Source organism: Chitinophagaceae bacterium (assembly GCA_016699815.1).
Lineage (GTDB): Bacteria > Bacteroidota > Bacteroidia > Chitinophagales > Chitinophagaceae > Ferruginibacter.
Window position 1 is genome coordinate 2,512,664 of sequence record CP065012.1, and the last position, 18,378, is coordinate 2,531,041.

12 protein-coding genes are annotated in these 18,378 nt (G+C 36.8%); 7 read left to right on the forward strand and 5 right to left on the reverse strand.

What is annotated here, in order from left to right; genetic code table 11:
* The first annotated feature begins 15 nt into the window (after positions 1-15).
* The 5 genes from IPO46_11200 (at position 16) to IPO46_11220 (ending at position 7,784) form a co-directional block, all read left to right on the forward strand.
* Positions 16-678 (forward strand): VTT domain-containing protein, encoded by a 663-nt coding sequence (locus IPO46_11200; protein ID QQS62643.1) that lies wholly within the window; start codon positions 16-18, stop codon positions 676-678.
* Positions 679-715: 37 nt separating this feature from the next.
* Positions 716-1,495 carry a TerC family protein gene (locus IPO46_11205; GenBank protein QQS62644.1) on the forward strand — a complete coding sequence of 260 codons (780 nt, stop codon included), beginning with the start codon at positions 716-718 and terminating at the stop codon, positions 1,493-1,495.
* 225 nt (positions 1,496-1,720) lie between these two features.
* A complete protein-coding gene (locus IPO46_11210) occupies positions 1,721-4,030 on the forward strand; it encodes a GH92 family glycosyl hydrolase (GenBank protein ID QQS62645.1) in 2,310 nt (769 codons plus the stop codon).
* A gap of 47 nt (positions 4,031-4,077) precedes the next feature.
* On the forward strand, positions 4,078-6,369 hold the full coding sequence (locus IPO46_11215) for a GH92 family glycosyl hydrolase (protein QQS64396.1): 2,292 nt from the start codon (positions 4,078-4,080) through the stop codon (positions 6,367-6,369).
* 2 nt (positions 6,370-6,371) lie between these two features.
* Positions 6,372-7,784 carry a glycoside hydrolase family 125 protein gene (locus tag IPO46_11220; protein QQS62646.1) on the forward strand — a complete coding sequence of 471 codons (1,413 nt, stop codon included), beginning with the start codon at positions 6,372-6,374 and terminating at the stop codon, positions 7,782-7,784.
* Between the two features lie 9 nt (positions 7,785-7,793).
* On the opposite strand, the gene IPO46_11225 is transcribed toward IPO46_11220, so the two are convergent.
* Together IPO46_11225 and IPO46_11230 are read right to left on the reverse strand one after the other, a co-directional pair.
* Positions 7,794-9,020 carry a PepSY domain-containing protein gene (locus tag IPO46_11225; protein ID QQS62647.1) on the reverse strand — a complete coding sequence of 409 codons (1,227 nt, stop codon included), beginning with the start codon at positions 9,018-9,020 and terminating at the stop codon, positions 7,794-7,796.
* Positions 9,021-9,093: 73 nt separating this feature from the next.
* Complete coding sequence (locus tag IPO46_11230; protein ID QQS62648.1) at positions 9,094-11,529, reverse strand: TonB-dependent receptor; 2,436 nt, start codon at positions 11,527-11,529, stop codon at positions 9,094-9,096.
* Positions 11,530-11,788: 259 nt separating this feature from the next.
* Between IPO46_11230 and IPO46_11235 the strand changes: the two genes are divergently transcribed.
* Both IPO46_11235 and IPO46_11240 read left to right on the forward strand, forming a co-directional pair.
* Entirely contained in the window at positions 11,789-12,091 is a 303-nt protein-coding gene (locus tag IPO46_11235; protein ID QQS62649.1) for a hypothetical protein, read from the forward strand.
* A complete protein-coding gene (locus IPO46_11240) occupies positions 12,046-12,672 on the forward strand; it encodes a nucleotidyl transferase AbiEii/AbiGii toxin family protein (protein QQS62650.1) in 627 nt (208 codons plus the stop codon). The genes IPO46_11235 and IPO46_11240 overlap by 46 nt, the downstream gene beginning before the upstream one ends.
* A gap of 117 nt (positions 12,673-12,789) precedes the next feature.
* On the opposite strand, the gene IPO46_11245 is transcribed toward IPO46_11240, so the two are convergent.
* From IPO46_11245 to IPO46_11255, 3 genes are all read right to left on the reverse strand, one after another.
* Positions 12,790-13,287, reverse strand: coding sequence for a hypothetical protein (locus tag IPO46_11245; protein ID QQS62651.1), 498 nt, complete (start codon positions 13,285-13,287; stop codon positions 12,790-12,792).
* 189 nt (positions 13,288-13,476) lie between these two features.
* A complete protein-coding gene (locus IPO46_11250; protein QQS62652.1) occupies positions 13,477-17,820 on the reverse strand; it encodes a T9SS type A sorting domain-containing protein in 4,344 nt (1,447 codons plus the stop codon).
* A 255-nt stretch (positions 17,821-18,075) separates the two neighbouring features.
* Entirely contained in the window at positions 18,076-18,279 is a 204-nt protein-coding gene (locus tag IPO46_11255; protein ID QQS62653.1) for a HigA family addiction module antidote protein, read from the reverse strand.
* Positions 18,280-18,378: the final 99 nt, after the last annotated feature.

Sequence of the window (18,378 nt, forward strand, 5' to 3'; positions counted from 1 at the left end):
AAAAATCAGTTTATCATGCAGGAAATCATTGATTTCTTTTCTCATATAACCAACCCTGAGTGGATTATGCAAAACGGAGGATTATACATTGTTGTATTAATCGTATTTATAGAAACCGGTTTTCCGTTTGGCTTTTTTCTCCCCGGAGATTCTTTGTTGTTTATAGCAGGTATGGTAATTGCCAATGCTTTAGCTCCTTTTAACCTGCCTTTAGTTAATTTAATTTATTGGATTGTTTTGATAGCAACAGCAGGGACGCTGGGAAATTTTGTGGGTTACTGGTTGGGGATAAAATCTGAAACTTTGTTGATGCATCGTAAAGACAATTGGTTTTTTAAGAAAAAATATTTACTGCAGGCCAAAGAATTTTATGATAAAAAAGGCGGCGGAGCCATTATGCTGGCCAGGTTTTTACCCATAGTACGCACTTTTGCGCCCATTGTTGCCGGAATGGTTAAGATGAAGCCTTCAAAGTTTTCTTTTTATAATATTGCAGGTAGTTTTTTATGGGTATTATCCATTGTTGGCGCAGGATTTTTATTGGGCGAAAACGAGTGGGTAAAAAACAACCTGGAAAAAATAATTATCGGAATTGTAGTAGTTACAACAGCCCCGGTATTTTTAAAAATGATTTCTACCCGGTTTAAGAAAAAAAAGTTAGACACTCTTCCCGGCTAAATTATATTATTACCAAAAAATATTTAACTCTTCATTTATGGATTTTATTGTTCCGGATTTTTCCAACCCTGCAGTATGGATAAGCCTGCTTACCCTAAGTTTTTTAGAAATTGTATTGGGTATAGATAATATTATATTTATTTCTATAGTAGCGGGCAAGTTGCCCAAAAGCCAACAACGTAAAGCCCGTAATTTAGGTTTGTTGCTGGCCATGGTATTTAGGGTAGGGCTATTACTTTGCATCAATTGGATTATAGGTTTAAAAGACCCTGTAATTAGTATTGCATCTATACCGGGCATTGCAGATGAAGGCCTGCATTTGAGTATTAAAGATTTAATCCTTATTGCCGGTGGTATTTTTTTAATTGTAAAAAGCACCCTGGAAATACATCATAAATTTCAAAAAGAACAGGAAAAGGAGCAGCACAACAGTAACATTAAAATTGGTTTTGGCGCTGTAATATTTCAAATCATTTTAGTAGATGCCGTTTTTTCATTCGATTCTATTCTTACCGCTGTTGGCTTGGTAGATAATGTACTCATCATGATTATTGCGGTAATAATTTCTATTGTAATCATGATGTTATTTGCTGGGCCGGTAACTAAAATTATTAATCAACATCCTACTTTACAAATGCTGGCGCTTTCTTTTTTAGTGGTAATAGGCGTGGTACTTATTGCCAGTGGTTTGCACCAGGAGGTGAGCAAAAGTATAATTTATTCCTGCCTGGGTTTTTCATTATTGGTAGAAATGCTCAACATCCGGTTAAGGCAAAGGGCACAAAAAGCAAAATTGGGGCTTCCAAGGGAAAAGTAGTGCTTGTTGTTTTCTGCTAAAACAGTTCTCAAAAGAGGGAATGGCGATAATAGGTTTCAATGGCAAATGATACATAGTTGTTTTTTACATATCAGTACAATAGCTGAGGGTAAAATTTACTTTTAAAAATAGAGCAAAAATTTGCAATTTATTGCGTAGTATTGTTTCGTAACTTAGGCTACCGGCAAGCCCATTTTTTATCAGCAAATTTTCAATTCCATCTATATGAAGAATTCCGGCATACGTTTTTGCATACTATTAATTATTGTGTTTTTTTCCCTTTCTTCCTGCATACAAAAAAATATAAGCACTGTACAGGAAAAATCTTATACGCAATTTGTAGATCCCTTTATTGGCACAGGCGGCCATGGGCACGTTTTTCTTGGCGCCAATGTGCCTTTTGGCATGGTACAGCTTGGCCCTTCGCAAATTATGGAAGGCTGGGACTGGTGCAGTGGTTACCATTACAGCAGTAACAATATAATGGGCTTTACGCACACGCACCTTAGTGGCACCGGTATTGGCGACCTGAATGATATTTTAATTATGCCTACCGTAGGCAAATTAGATGTAACCAAAGCCAGCAAAGAAAAACCCGATATAGGATATGTTTCTACTTTTTCCCATGCTAATGAAAAATGTGAACCGGGTTATTACAGGGTATTGCTGGATAAATATAAAATTAAAGCTGAGCTAACTGCAACTGAAAGGGTAGGGATGCACCGTTATCAATTTGAAAAAAATGATACAGCCCGTTTATTATTTGATATGAGCTTTGGCATGGGCTGGGACAGGGCAACAGATGCATTGGTAGAAAAAATTAACGACAGTACCATTACAGGCTACCGTTTTTCCAACGGATGGGCAGAAGATCAAAAAGTATTTTTTACAGCCGTTTTTTCCCAACCCATGCAGGCCATTCAATATTATATAAAAGATAGCCTGCAGAATGCAACTAAGGGTAGTGGCAATACTTTAAAAGCAGCAATTGAATTTAACGTAAAACAAAATTCTCCGCTGTTGGTAAAAGTAGCTTTATCTCCGGTAAGTGCCGAAAATGCTGCACTCAATATGAAAGAAGAATTGCCTGGTTGGGATTTTAATGCAGTAGCGAAGCAGGCAAAAAATAAATGGAACAAAGAACTTTCCAAAATTGAAATTGAGGCCAACGACGATACCAAAAAAGTATTTTATACCGCAATGTATCACTCTCTTTTTGCACCTGTTTTATTTAATGATGTAAATAAAGATTACCTCGGTGCCGATAAAAAAATATATCATAATGCCAGGTTCAACAACTATTCTGTTTTTTCTTTATGGGATACCTACCGGGCATTGCACCCATTATTTACCATAACGCAGCCCGATAAAGTGAACGACATCATCAATACATTTTTGCATATTTACCAGCAGCAGGGCCGCTTGCCCATTTGGCATTTAATGGGTAATGAAACCGACTGTATGAATGGTGACCACTCTATACCGGTTATTGTAGATGCATTTTTTAAAGGCTATAAAAATTACGATACCCTACTGGCTTATGAAGCAGTGAAAATTACGGCAATGAGAAAAGACCCTATACCATGGGGCGATCCACGGGTTGTGCCAAAGCAAGACCTTCGCATTCAGGCCCAATACCTCAATAACCTTACATTTATTCCTTCAGATACTTTAGAGAAAACTGTTTCTAATGCTTTGGAATTTGCCATTGACGACTGGTGTGTAGCACAAATGGCAAAAGCTTTTAATAAAAAAGACGACTACGATTATTTTACGAAGCGAAGTAATTTGTATAAAATGTATTTTGACAGTATAACCCAATTTATGCGTGGCCGCAATGCTAATAATACCTGGCGAACGCCTTTTGATCCTGCTTATTCTTCTCACCTTGCATTTGACTACGTAGAAGGCAATGCCTGGCAATATACCTGGCTGGTACCGCATGATCCTAAAGGCTTAATTGGCTTGTTTGGAAGCGATGATGCATTTACGAAAAAGTTGGATCAGCTTTTCACTACCTCAGCTTCTATGGGTGAAGAAGCATCGCCGGATATTAGCGGGTTAATTGGAATGTATGCACAGGGCAATGAACCCAATCATCACATTCCTTATTTGTACGCATTTGCCGGCGAGCAATGGAAAACGGCATGGAGGGTTCGGCAAATTGTGGATACTTTTTATACCAGCAAAACCGATGGTTTATGCGGTAATGAAGATTGCGGACAAATGAGTGCATGGTATATTTTTTCTGCAGCAGGATTTTATCCTGTAAACCCTGCAAACGGAATTTATATTTTGGGTAGCCCGGCTGTAAATGAAGCTACATTCCATTTACCCCACAATAAAAAATTTACTATCAAAGCCATTAACAATTCAAATGAGAATGTATATATTCAAAGTGCAAGTTTTAATGGCAGGCCCTATACAAAATCATGGTTTACCCATGCAATGCTAATGAATGGCGGAGCGTTACTGCTTACCATGGGAAACAAGCCATCTGATTTTGGAAAAGAGGATAAAGACAGGCCGAAATAAATGTTTGGAATTAAAAAATTAATCTGATGGCAATGCGAAACGTTGGTATGTTTAAAAAAAGTAATTACCGTAATATTTCTATTTCATTCTTCATCCTGTGTTGTGCATTTTTTAACGCTACCGCACAAAATCCGGTAGATTTTGTAAACACTTTAATGGGTACACAATCAAGCCACGCTTTATCTAATGGTAATACCTATCCGGCAGTTGCCCGCCCCTGGGGCATGAATTTTTGGACAGCACAAACCGGAAAAATGGGAGATGGATGGCAGTACACTTATACTGCCGAAAAAATTCGAGGTTTTAAGCAAACGCATCAGCCTTCTCCGTGGATGAATGATTACGGGCAGTTTTCTATTATGCCGGTAACAGGAAAATTAAAATTCAGGGAAAATGAACGTATGAGCTGGTTTGGCCATAAAGCAGAAACAGCAAAACCTTATTTATATGAAGTTTACTTAGCCGATTATGATGTGCATACTGCATTTACAGCTACCGAAAGGGCTGCTTTTTTTGAATGTACTTTCCCAGAAACAGACAGTGCATTTATAGTTGTAGATGCATTTGATAAAGGCTCGTACATAAAAATTGTTCCTGGAGATAATAAAATTATAGGATATAGCACCCGTAACAGCGGCGGCGTACCCAATAATTTTAAAAACTATTTTGTAATTCAGTTCAATAAACCGTTTACTTTAAATTATACCTGGCACGATAGTGTTTTGGCGAAAGATAAATTAGAAATTACCGGTAATCATGCAGGCGCTGTAGTAGGTTTTAAAACCCGGAGGCACGAAAAAGTACAAATCAAAATTGCATCTTCATTTATTAGTTTTGAACAAGCGTATTTAAATTTAAAAAATGAAATTGGGAGCCATACTTTTCAGCAAGCAGTAAAAGAATCTGAAGAAGCGTGGAATAAAGTATTGGGACGTGTAAAAGCAAGCGGTGGCACGGCAGAGCAATTATCTGTTTTTTATTCCTGCCTGTACAGGGCGGTTTGTTTTCCACAAAAGCAATACGAAATTGATGCGGCTGGTAATATTGTTCATTATAGTCCGTACAACGGAAAAGTGCTGCCCGGTTATATGTATGCCGGAACCGGCTTTTGGGATACTTTTCGAGCCTTGTATCCATTGCTGAATTTACTTTACCCGTCCACCAACAAAGAAATGCAGGAAGGATTGATTAATGATTTTAAAGAAGGTGGATTTTTACCAGAGTGGAGCAGCCCGGGTTTTAGAAATGTGATGGTAGGCAATAATTCTGCATCGGTAGTAAGCGATGCATATATGAAAGGCTTAAGAGGCTATGATATTAACTTGCTGTACGAAGCCTTGCTGCATGGCGCCAATAACGAAGGCCCCATGGATGCAGTGGGAAGACGTGGAGTCAATTATTATAACGAGCTGGGTTATGTACCTTACGATGTAAAGATTAATGAAAACGCAGCCCGTACCCTGGAGTATGCGTACGACGATTTTACCATTTGGCAACTGGCCAAAGCATTAAAAAAGCCGCAGGCCGAAATTGATTTGTATGCAAAGCGGATGATGAACTATAAATATTTATTTGACCCCGAAACAAAACTAATACGGGGTAAAAATAAAGATGGCAGTTTTCAAAAACCATTCAATCCTTTTAAATGGGGCGATGCTTTTACGGAGGGCAATAGCTGGCATTATAGCTGGAGTGTGTTTCATGATGTGCAGGGTTTGATTGATTTAATGGGCGGCGAAAAAATGTTTTGTGCCATGTTGGATTCTGTTTTTAACCTGCCGCCATTGTTTGATGATTCTTATTACGGGAGCGTGATCCATGAAATAAGAGAAATGCAAATAATGAATATGGGGCAATATGCCCACGGCAATCAACCCATACAACACATGCCGTATTTATACAATTATGCGGGGCAGCCCTGGAAATCGCAACTGCATATAAGGGAAATTATGAACAAGCTTTATAAGGCAGCGCCGGATGGTTATTGTGGCGATGAAGATAACGGCCAAACATCGGCCTGGTATGTTTTTTCGGCCATGGGGTTTTACCCGGTATGTCCCGCTACCGATGAATATGTACTGGGTACGCCTTTGTTTAATCAAATTGATATTACACTGGAGAATGGGAAAAAACTCAATATTCTGGCACCATCAAATTCTGCACAACATAAATTCGTGAAAGAATTGAAATGGAATAACAAGTTGTATAACTTTAATTATGTAAAACACAGTGAACTGCTAAAAGGCGGCACACTTAATTTTACCATGAGTGATAAACCCGAAACAAAAAGGGGTATTTCCTCAAAGTGCTATCCTTATTCTGTTTCATTAAAAAGATAAATATGTTATCAAGAAAAAAATTTATTGCACAATCAGGTATGTTAGCTGCCGGTATTGCTATGCGGCCATCGTTGGCATTTGCCAATAATTTTGAAACAAAGCGTCCACCATTGGCTTACAGGAAATTTACCAGTGAAGCCGTAGAAGCAACTATTGTGGGCATGAAGAAAAAAATTACCGACCCTGAACTTGCCTGGCTTTTTGAAAATTGTTTTCCTAATACTTTAGATACCACCGTAGAGTTTGAAATGATAGAGAGCAAGCCGGATACTTATGTAATAACCGGCGATATAGATGCCATGTGGTTGCGGGACAGTACTGCACAGGTGTGGCCATACCTGCCTTTTATTAAAAATGATGCAAAGCTTCGGGAGTTAATTGAAGGCGTAATTAACCGCCAGAAAAAATGCATCATACTCGATCCTTATGCCAATGCTTTTTATAAAGATGTAAATAAAATAAGTGAGTGGAAAAGCGACCTTACTAAAATGCAACCGGGCATTCATGAACGTAAATGGGAGATAGATTCTTTGTGTTATCCCATTCGCCTGGCGTACCGCTATTGGAAAACGAGTGGCGATATAAAAGTTTTTGATGCAGATTGGAAACAATGTATAAAACTTACTTTGCAAACATTTAAAGAGCAGCAACGCAAACACGGAGATGGGCCTTACAGCTTTCAGCGAACCACCGCCTGGGCTACAGATGGCGTACCTCTTGCAGGCTATGGTTACCCGGTAAAACCTGTGGGTTTAATTTGTTCTACTTTTCGGCCAAGTGATGATGCAACCCTATTTTCATTTTTAGTGCCTTCAAATTTCTTTGCCGTTGTATCTTTAAAACAGTCAGCAGAAATATTAAATGCTGTATATAAAGATGCGGCAATGGCCAATGAATGTTTATCACTTGCTAAGGAAGTAGAAAAGGCGTTACAGCAATATGCCATTATCCATCACCAGCAATATGGTAAAATTTATGCCTTTGAAGTAAACGGCTTTGGTAGCTTTAATTTAATGGACGATGCCAATGTGCCGAGTTTATTATCATTGCCGTATTTGAATGCGGTAAAAAGCAACGACCCGATTTATGTAAACACCCGTAAATATTTATTGTCTGCCAACAATCCTTTTTTCTTTAAAGGAAAGGCTGCCGAAGGTATTGGCGGGCCACATGCAGGCATGTTTATGATATGGCCGCTAAGCATTACCATGCGTGGGCTTACGAGTAACCATGCACCTGAAATTAAAAAATGTATTCATTTTTTAAAAACTACGCATGGTGGCACAGGTTTTATTCATGAATCATTTTATAAAGATGATGCCAGTAAATTTACCCGTAAATGGTTTGCATGGGCCAATACTTTATTTGGTGAATTTTTAATGCATGTAGCAGAGAAACATCCAGCCTTATTGTAACGATAATATTTAAGCAATTGCTTCCTTAAGTTTTGGTTTCCTTTTCTTCTTCATTTTATTTAACCAGATCAACGTGCCGGTTACAGGAAGGGTAGTGGCTATGAGGCAGGCAAGAAAATAAATGAGTTTTGTAAAGGTTCCATATACATTTCCCACATGAATGGCTTTGATGGAACCGGCAATTCTTTCGTTGAATGATCTTTCTTTGAAAATATCTTTCTTTAATACATTTCCGGTGTATTGATCTATTGTAAGCCTGTCCCCAGCCGCAGGTGCAAAAAAACCAGTTTTTGTTTTAGCGATTACAGCGGTTGAAGCTGAGTCTGCCGGAAAAGAAATGGAATAATTGCCCTGGTATGGTAATGTTTGACTGGCAACTTTTATATAATCGGCAATAGATAATCCTGTACTATTTACTGCAGAAGATAACGTAGATTGAATGGGTTTTTCTTTAGGTGCATCTTTGGGTTTATAAGTTCCCAGTGTTTTTTGCATGCCTGTCCGGTACCAGTCAAATGACCATTGCGGCCCGGTAAGGCCCATCAGCAGCAAAAAGAATAAAGCATAAAAGGCAAGTGAATTGTGCAGGTCATGATTTATTCTTTTCCATCCTGCATTCCATTTTATTTTTAAACCCTGCTTCCAGGCTTTTATTTTTTGAGGGAACCATATAATCATTCCGGTGATGCAGCCTAAAGTAAACAGGATGGTAGCCCAGCCATTAATCATTCTGCCTAATTCAAGGTTGGTCATGCTTTTGAAAATAGGTTTCTCAATTTTATCGAGCAGCAACCAGCGATGCAGGCTGAACATGATTCCCATAAATTCTTTGGTTTCGCTTTTATCTTTTGATGTTCCTGTTATTATGCCTGTGTAAGGATTTACAAAATAACCAATGCCGCCGCGGCTTTCATCGCCTTTCTTTTTTACATTAAACTGGTAGGTTCTTTTCAAATCGGCAGGTATGGAAACACTGGTTATTTTTCCCCCGGATGCTTCTTCAATTTTTTGAATCAGTGAATCAGCCGGTATGCGTTCTTTGCCTGCAATAGGATTTACTTTATACAATTGCGGAGCTGCCCATTCTGTCAACTCTGTGTTAAATACATACACGGTGCCGCTAAAACAAACCACAATGACAACAAGACCGCTTGCAAGCCCAAGCCAGAGATGAATATCATTGAATAATTTTCTTACGCTTTGCCAGCTTGTTTTTTGCAGGGAAGTTTTAGCCATTTTGTTTATTATTTTTTACAGCAAAAGGGATCGGTATTAATCCGTCCCTTTTGTAAATATTAATTTTGTTTTATTAAAACTTATACGCAACGGTTGCTATAAACAGCCGTGGCGGTATGGGGTTGATACTATAATTTTCGTGTACGTAATAATTATAGGTATTGGTTAAGTTAGAAATTTTTGCCAGCAAAGAAAATCTTTTTATGTTGTACCCGGCAGAAATATCTACGGTTGTAAAACCATCAACAGGTATTAATCTTGAATAATTTTGCGATTGCTGAATGGTATTGTTCCATCCGCCAAAGCGGTTGCCTACATAAAATGCCGAAACTCCTATTTTCAATCCATTTAATTTGCCCCTGCTGAAAGTATAAAAAATGGTTCCGTTTGCTGTATGCGCCGGTGTGTTAACGAGGCGTTCACCTTGTACATAACTTCCTTTATTGCCCGGGGTTTTTGTATAGTGCATATCATTATAACTATATCCTGCAATAACAGAGAGTCCTTTTAGGAAATTAGCCATTACATCCAATTCAATTCCATTGCTGCTGGTTTGCCCTGTAAGTTCTTTCAGGTTGCTGTTGCTATTGGGGTTTCCGTCTTTATCAAACTGTGCTGTTTGCGCCAGGTTGTTATTGATGATTTTGTAAGCGGTTACATTTACCGTTAGTTTTCCATTAAAGAAAATATTTTTTACACCCAGTTCATACTGGTCAATAATGGATGGAGGTAAGGTATTGTTATAAATATCCAATCCGGTATTTACAGAGAATGAATTGGAATAACTTGCAAACAGTGATACATTTTGTTTATAGCGGTAAACAATACCTACTCTTGGAGAAAATGCATTTGCCGATGCAGATTTTCCTTTAGCTATGGAATCATTTTTTTGCAAATAAGTTGTGCTGTTGGATGGTGATTCCTGCAACGACCAGCGAACACCTGCCAATAATTTTATTTTTGGTGTAAGGCTTATTAAATCCTGTACATAAGCGCCAAATCGGTTTACAGGCGTTTCAACTAATGTAACACGATTTGCTAAAGGGATATCGGTGCGTTGTATAAATTTGTTGAGATCGAGAATGTTGATGGTATCATAAATTTTTCCCTGTACATCGTAGTTGTAAGTATTGGTGATGTAATGATCGGCATCGGCGCCAGCCAGTAAAATATGTTCTACTTTACCTGTTTTAAACTGGCCATTCAGGTTTACCTGCCCGGTAAAATATTTTTCTTTGGTATCTACTCTTCCCAATGGTCTTGCCCAGGTTCCCGGTTGTGGATAATATAATGCCTGTATTCTTTCTACCGAAAAATAATCCCGTTTGTATTGCTGAAAAGATAAAACCGAGTTCAATTTCCAGTTTTGGTAAAATGAGTGATTGAAAGTAGCCGAAGCTGTTGTTTGAATAGTTGTATTGTATTGCCAGTTTGTACCCATAAATCTTGACCTTGGCACAGCAGCAATTGAAGCCGGACGAATTCCTTTTGCGGAATCATTTAATGTGCCGGTTCCAAAATCGGGAGTAAACTCATGTTTCAGAAAATCGCCTTCCACAATCAGTTCGGAACGATTGCCTATTTTAAAAAGTAAAGAAGGATTAATATAATACCGTTTTGAAGAAACCTGGTTACGGTAACTGTCTGCCGATTCAATAGTACCGTTTATACGATAAGCTATTTTATTGTTTAACGGTCCGTAAATATCAATTACAGGTTTGATGAGATTGTAACTTCCAGCTCTCAAGCTTACTTCTCCGCCAAATACAAACTTTGGTTTTTTGGTAATCATATTTAAAATACCACCCGGAGCCACATTGCCATAAAGAATAGCAGCGCTGCCTTTTAATACTTCCACACTTTCCAACGAACTTACTTCGGGCATAGCGCCGGAGTTTACTCTTGATCCGTTCTTAAACATGTTGGTAGAGGAAAAACTATAACCCCTTGCATAAAAACTTTCCTGTGTACTGGCCCTTGTGGTGCCAAGATAAACACCGTTTACATTTTTAATTACATCACTCAACCGTTGCGCCTGCTGATTTTTAATAGTGGCTTCACTCACTGTTACTACCGCCTGCGGAAGATCCATTGGTTTGATGGGCAGCTTGCCTACGGTTACTGGTTTTTCATTTACTGACCGGTTTGTGGAAACAATAATTTCTGTTAGTTCCGTTTCATTTTCCACTAAAGTAAAATCAATGGCGCTGGTTTTATTATTTAAAATGGACACCGATTTTTGTATAGTGTGTAAACCTACAAAAGAAACGATAATATGATATGTTCCCTGGGGAATATGGGTTAACAGGTAAGAACCATCCTCCTTGGTTACAGTTACTTTTTTTGTTTCTTTAATTTGAATGTATACTTCTGCAGCCGGTTTGCCTTCTTTGGTTTTAATAAACCCTGTTAAATTTCCCGTTTGTGCCTGGGTAGCAAAAGAGATAAAAAGTAGAACAGTTATGGGTAATATTTTATTTGTGCTGATTGATTTGTATATAAACCTCATAAACTTTATTTGTTTGGAAGCAAAGAAAGTAAAGGGTTTTTTTGTAGCAATACGCTAACGGGAAACTCAGTTTCGCAAATGGGAAATATGAAAATATTATATTTTTTTTAGTGATGACAGTGCAGGGAAGGCATTTTATGATTTACGCTAAAAAAGAGAAGCGTTCTGCTTTAAAATATGGCTTCAGCTATTGACCAGGCTAACAATTGAGGAGTTTAGAAAGGCATTTAAAACTAAAACTAAATTGTACCTTTATACTATGCCAAACAAAGCAAAACCCATATTTGATAAACGCATTTTTTGGGATGTAGTATTTGAAAACATTGATTACGATGCCAAAGCAAATTTTGTAATAGAACGTGTTTTTGAGCGAGGCGATGTGGACGATATTCGCAATTGTCGCCGTTATTATGGCGATGAAAAAGTAACCACCGCATTATTAAATGCAAAATTTTTACCAGAAACCAGGATGTACCTGGCAAGTGCAGTAATTAACCGGCCGTTAAAAGATTTTAGATGCTATACGTTAAGACAGTTAAACCCAGAGCTATTTCCGTATTAAAGGAATTGATGGCAATGCCGGAATTGGAGAACTTTTCTTTAGTTGGCGGCACAGCTTTATCACTTATATATGGACACCGTATGTCTGTGGATTTAGATTTATTCTGTAACAAGCCGTTTGAGAATAGCGCAATAACTGAATCACTTAAAGGTAAATTTCAAGAAAAATTTGTAGTGGAAGAAAAACAACCTCGTTTTGGTATTTTTGGATATATAGATGAGGTAAAAATTGATATTATCCGACATCCTCATCCCTTAATAAGGCCCGAAACTACCCAGGAGGGCATTCGTTTTTTTTCTACCGAAGATATTATTGCCATGAAAGTGCAAGCCATCCTAGGCCGTGGTAAAAAGAAAGACTTTTGGGATATTGCCGAGCTGCTAAAACATTTTACGGTAAAAGATTTTATACAATTTCATAAAGAAAAATACAGCACTCAAAATTTACTCATCACCGTACCACAAGCCATCACTTTTTTTGCAGATGCAGAAGAAAGCGAAGCTCCCATAAGCCTAAAAAAACAAACCTGGGAAAGTGTGCAGGCTTTTATACAAAATAAGGTGAGGGAGTATTTGGTGTAGAGAAACTTATTGTTTTTTTCGGAGTTAGGTTATGCCTTAAACTGTTGTACAGGTTTAATAAGGATGGATGGCTCCCAAACATATTTTAGCTAAAGATTAAAAGGATACTACAGTATCTTACGGTGTAGAAAAGTTTTTTACAGGAATATCCTCAAATATTCCCTGAATTTTAAAGCCACCAATGTTAACACTGAATTTACCGGAAATTACATTGCCAATTATTTTTGTAATCGTTATTTCACCCATATTGTTTTCAATATCTCCCTGGTTTGCACTTATATTTTGTTGAAGCCCGGAGTGGTTATACCAATTAGCAGTAACATTATTTTTATATGGCTCGTTATAATTTTGCTTATCACAACAACCCACTGGATAGTTGTCTACTTTTTTGCCAACTATTTCAATACCAAAACTATTAAACCTGCCCGTTTTATTCATTGATGGAAGAGCGGCACTTATTTGAATCCAATCCATTCTATATTCGGCAATAACAGTATTCTCTTTTTCAGTTTTTAAAATTGTAAAATTATTACCATTTATGTTGAAAGTTACTTTTTGCGCAAAAGAAATATGTGCAATTAGTATAAAACATATCAATAGGTTTACTTTTTTCATTTTTAAATTTTATACCATACAAAAAATTTCATTTTTCATACGTAGATAAAGCGGCTTTTAGGTTTTTTACTTGCTGAATCCATCTGGGTAAATCGGGGTTATTAGGGTCATTACAATATTTAATTAAATCGTTCAGCCTTCGAATTTCAGCCTCTATTTGTTGTTTTTCAGAAAATGACATTTTGTGTTTTATTGTTTTATAAATTTGGTTTTAAACTGTCCGTTGTTTGTATCAAATACAGCAAGGTAAATTGCATTTGAAATATTGCTTACATTAATCTGCACCAAATTGGCATTATTAAATTGCTGATTTATGACAAGCCTTCCTGATGCATCGTAAATAGAGACTGCATTTATTTTTATTTGGGCACTTTGGCTTTGTGCAAACAACAGTTGGCTGGCAGGGTTAGGATAAATAAGAATGATATTATTTGTAGATAATGGAGTAAGCAATACGGGAGTACTTGTATTGGTACAATTTTTAAAGGTTTCTGTTACGGTATAATTACCGTAAATTATCGGTAAATAATTATTACCATTCGCTCCGGCAATTGGCTGCCCATCCTGATTCCATTGCCAAATAGCACCGGCATTTGCAGATATCGCATTAAGTATAAATCCATTTTTTTGAATAATGGGATTTACATGAACTACTTCCAAAATTAACTGGTTACTTTGAATATTATTGGTGACTAAGCAACCCTCGCTGCTGGTTAGCACACAAGTAACCTCATCATTGTTTGCGGGGGTTTGCAGGTTGAAACTGGTTGTATTTGCGCCAGTATTAATTCCGTTTAGCCTCCACTGATAAATGGGATTTGTACCGGTATTGCTGGCCCATGCAGAGAACTGAACATTTTGGCCGTTGCATAAAATATTATCTGCATCACTACTTGTTATACTTATTGTTGGGGTTAATAGTGGTTTCACTATTATTGATATCTGGTTGCTACTTATTGTGTTTAAAGAATAGCATCCGGTAGTAGGCGTAAGCAAAGTACAACTCACTATATCATTATTATTTAATGTACTACTAGTAAAAATATTACTATTGCTACCCGAATTATTATTATTTACTTTCCATTGGTAAGTTGGGTTGGCAATGTTGCTGCTTGCTGTAAAAGTAACATTTGTACCGGCACAAATATTTGTTGCATTTGCAAAAATAGTTGCCGTTGGAATTACAATAGTATTAACGGTGACCTGTAGATTATTGCTACTTGCTGTAGCAAAATTAACACAAGCCAAAGAGGTAGTCATTACACAAGAAATAATATCGCCATTGGTTAAACTACTTGTAGAGAAATCATTTCCTGTGGCTATATTGATGCCATTTTTTTTCCATTGAAAGGATGGAGTAGCTCCTCCGTGAAGCGGGCTGGTAGTGAATGTTACAGTTTCTCCTGCACAAGAGTTTATTTTAGTAGTGGAAATGGTAAGTGCAGGTGAAAGTGGGTTGGTAACTTGCATGGTAATGCCGTTACTAGTAACAGCGCTTGTATTAAAACAACCTCCTGTGGCAGTTATAACGCAACTAATCGTATTGCCGTTTATAAGGTTATTATCTGTATAAATATTACTATTGTTGCCAACATTAACTCCATTTTTCTTCCACTGAAAATTTGCAGCAGTAGCATTGGTAGTAGCAGTAAAAGTTACTGGAACTCCGGCACAAATATTATTTGTTGATGCAGAGATGGATGCTGTTGGAGCCAAGTTTGCTAAGGTAAGTTGCCAATCACTCTGCGTATAAGATACCCTTAATTTATCTACCCAACCTTTGAATCCATAAATCCCCCACCAATTCGAAGCATCTTGAAAGTTAGCGCCACCTAAAAAGCCATGCCCATCATTTAGCGGAAAATTTACTGTTGTATTGGTAGCATATGTAGTACCATCTACCTTAATAATAGTTCCAGCAGTACCATAACTTACTGACACTACATGCCATTCATTAAAACGGAAAGTTGTGGCAGTTGCAATTACATCTGAAAATGTATTTGCGGTTGAATTATATCTCCTAAAAGCAACTTTACCATCAGCATAACCTACAATAAAACTAGATTTTGTTAAACCATTACTATCAATAGCAAAAAGAGTTGCACTTGTTGCATTACTACCACCAAAGGATGTATATCCATTTTGAACTTTAACTAGCATTTCTATTGTACCTTGTTTTGGCATCCACAATTGCTTGTCGTACCGAATAACAGGATATTCGTTATAAACCGGCGTAACCCCATTAAAATAAGACTCTCCATCGCAGTAGGTATTTTGATAAGTGACAAGGTTTGGGTTACCATTAGTAGTACCATTCATGTTATCTGTCCAAGAATTAAAAACAGGAATTTGCCGGCACTTTTGATTTGTTCCATTTATATTAGTAACAGTTAGGCAAACATTATATATACCATTAGCAGCATATGCATGTGTTGGATTTGCTATTGAAGAATTGAATCCATCACCAAAATCCCATGCATAAGAAGCGGCACATGTGCTTGAATTAATAAAATTTACAGATAACCCTGTTTTTGTAAAACTAAAATTCGAAATTGGTTCAGTAAGGGCTATTGTAATAGCATTACTTATAATATTATTAGCGGTAACACAACTAATTGATGAAGTTAAAACACAGGTAACAATATCATTATGATTTAATGTAGCAGTGGAGAAAGTATTGGAATTTGCACCTGCATTTACACCATTTACTTTCCATTGATAAATGGGTGAATTACCACCGTTTGTTATTGTCGCATTAAAAGTGGTATTTGCACCGCCACATAAAACCGTGTTGTTTGAGGAAATTGAAATTGTTGGGGTTGGGCCTTGAAAGATTATACTGTTACTTGTTACATTGTTTTCAGTAGTACAACTCAAAGATGAAGTTAAAATGCAACTAATTGTATCATTGTTCCCTAAATTGACAGATGTAAAACTGTTGGAATTTGTTCCAACAGTTTGGCCATTTACTTTCCATTGAAAAATTGGAGTAGTTCCTCCATTACTAATTGTTGCAGCAAATGTTGCACTACATTGATTAGAAGCTGTTGTGACAATTGCAATAGTTGGCGTTGGCGGATTGCCGCCAATTGATTGTTTTACAATAATTGTTGGAACGCCTGTATTCGAATTAGGACAAATGTTAGTAACCTTAATTTGGAAATATTCAGCAACATTACAATTAGGGTTATGATTGATTGTAGCTAAATTGGTAGGACTATTATAGGTGCCCACTAGCGTAAATAAGCCAGCTGTACTATTCCTATATTCTACCTTTGTAGGATTTGCACTTGCTGTCCAGTTTACAATTAATTGGCTTCCATTTTCAGTTACTGTAACATTTGGTGTTACCAAATTTTCGCAGGTTACATAGTTACAAGCTGTAATACAGGCACCACCACTTCCTGCTATTCTTGTATTTATTGTTGTAATTGATTCTGGTGCCCATGTATTTGCATTATTAACTGCGGGATTCATAATAAACCCTGAGGTATGGCCACATCCAAAGTTGTGGCCAATTTCATGAGCTACTAATTGTCTCGTAGTATTAGATGATAAACCAGTTTCCCGAATTACATTAGTATTATAACCATTGGTTGCACACGTAGTATTGATCCAGGCAAAGCCTATTGGTTGGAAAGAACCAGCTTGTGTATACCAATAAGAAGCATTATCAAATGGCTTTGTAAAACCCGTAGGTGCCCATGCAGTAAATAAGTTTAGGTTTGCAGAAATGTCAGCATTAAAAACCCAGGGATTCACCTGCGGGCTGGTGAAAATTACAATCTCCGAAATTTTATAATATAAATCATCGGTAAAAACTCCCACATAATTGCCTTCTACCATGTTCATGATAGATAAAATGTAATTGGAAGTTTGTTCAATACTACTTCCGTGGTTTTGAAAACTAGAATAGTCTACAGCAATAGCATAATCAATTACCCTGCAAATTCCATTTGTAGTTTGGGTACTACTGTCTGCTGATGGCAGTTCTCTTTGTGTATCGTTTACTGAATTAGTACCGCATCTTACATCAGAAATTATTTCATCTTTAATATTGTAAACAAGCACCAAATTTTTATCCGCTTCGGTAATAAAATTTATTACTTGTTCAATAACAAATTCTTCCCCTCCAATAGTAAAGCTCCCTAAAATAAAATTTTTTGCAATTGAAATATGGCATTCGTTTTCCGCCGCTTTTCCCGTATTTAAATGAACGAGCGAAGTATCTTGCAAAAATTGTTTGCCTCCGGCGGAAATTGTAAAATCTTCATTAGTTAAATGATTATTAGATTTAACGATATAAGAAAGCGTTCTAGCTCCCAAATGTAATTGTAATATATTACTTTGATCATTTACATTGGTTACTGAATCGATTTTCCATACACTATATTTTTTGAACTTATTATTTAATTCCGAATTCTGCAAACCGGTCTCCTGCAATTGCACACTCGCAATTTTATTTTGTGCCAATACAGGAAATATTAATAATGCCGATAGTAGGGTAAATAGTAATGGTAAAAAACTTTTCATTTGTATTTTTTTATTCCGTGTAAATAAAAAAATAATATTTTAAGTTTAAAAATGCCCAAGCATCAAACCTATAAAATTGCACACCAAACAAAACGGGAAGAAAATACATTGTGGATTTGTTTATAAGAACAGCATATTTTTAACCTGCTCATTTTTACACTAACCAACCTTTACATTCAACGCTTTTATAGATTGTAAACGATTCCCTTTTACAGCCATTTCTTCTTCAATATCAAAATCATTTTGCAGGCCAAGCTACAATTTAGCAGAGTTGCCAAAATATTTGCTGAGCCGCAAAGCCGTATCAGCCGTTATTCTACGGTTGCCTTTTAATATTTCAGAGATTCTTGTTTGGGGTATTTCAATATCTTTTGCAAGTTTATAGGCAGTAATATTAAAAGGGATTAAAAATTCCTCTGCAAGAATTTCGCCGGGATGTATATTTTTTAATTTTGTCATTAAGCGGCCTTTGCTACTAATACAAAAAGTAAGTATTTTAAACGAATAAATCAAAATACCTTGTTTTACAAATAAATAGAACTTTTTTCTTTCACCAAA

What these genes read in the sequence shown, in the direction of transcription:
- IPO46_11225 (QQS62647.1), bottom strand. Translation starts at nt 9,020, where the DNA reads ATGGCTAAAACTTCCCTGCAAAAAACAAGCTGGCAAAGCGTAAGAAAA.
- IPO46_11230 (QQS62648.1), bottom strand. Translation starts at nt 11,529, where the DNA reads ATGAGGTTTATATACAAATCAATCAGCACAAATAAAATATTACCCATA.
- IPO46_11215 (QQS64396.1), top strand. Translation starts at nt 4,078, where the DNA reads ATGTTTAAAAAAAGTAATTACCGTAATATTTCTATTTCATTCTTCATC.
- IPO46_11245 (QQS62651.1), bottom strand. Translation starts at nt 13,287, where the DNA reads ATGAAAAAAGTAAACCTATTGATATGTTTTATACTAATTGCACATATT.
- IPO46_11235 (QQS62649.1), top strand. Translation starts at nt 11,789, where the DNA reads ATGCCAAACAAAGCAAAACCCATATTTGATAAACGCATTTTTTGGGAT.
- IPO46_11220 (QQS62646.1), top strand. Translation starts at nt 6,372, where the DNA reads ATGTTATCAAGAAAAAAATTTATTGCACAATCAGGTATGTTAGCTGCC.
- IPO46_11210 (QQS62645.1), top strand. Translation starts at nt 1,721, where the DNA reads ATGAAGAATTCCGGCATACGTTTTTGCATACTATTAATTATTGTGTTT.
- IPO46_11250 (QQS62652.1), bottom strand. Translation starts at nt 17,820, where the DNA reads ATGAAAAGTTTTTTACCATTACTATTTACCCTACTATCGGCATTATTA.
- IPO46_11205 (QQS62644.1), top strand. Translation starts at nt 716, where the DNA reads ATGGATTTTATTGTTCCGGATTTTTCCAACCCTGCAGTATGGATAAGC.
- IPO46_11255 (QQS62653.1), bottom strand. Translation starts at nt 18,279, where the DNA reads ATGACAAAATTAAAAAATATACATCCCGGCGAAATTCTTGCAGAGGAA.
- IPO46_11200 (QQS62643.1), top strand. Translation starts at nt 16, where the DNA reads ATGCAGGAAATCATTGATTTCTTTTCTCATATAACCAACCCTGAGTGG.
- IPO46_11240 (QQS62650.1), top strand. Translation starts at nt 12,046, where the DNA reads ATGCTATACGTTAAGACAGTTAAACCCAGAGCTATTTCCGTATTAAAG.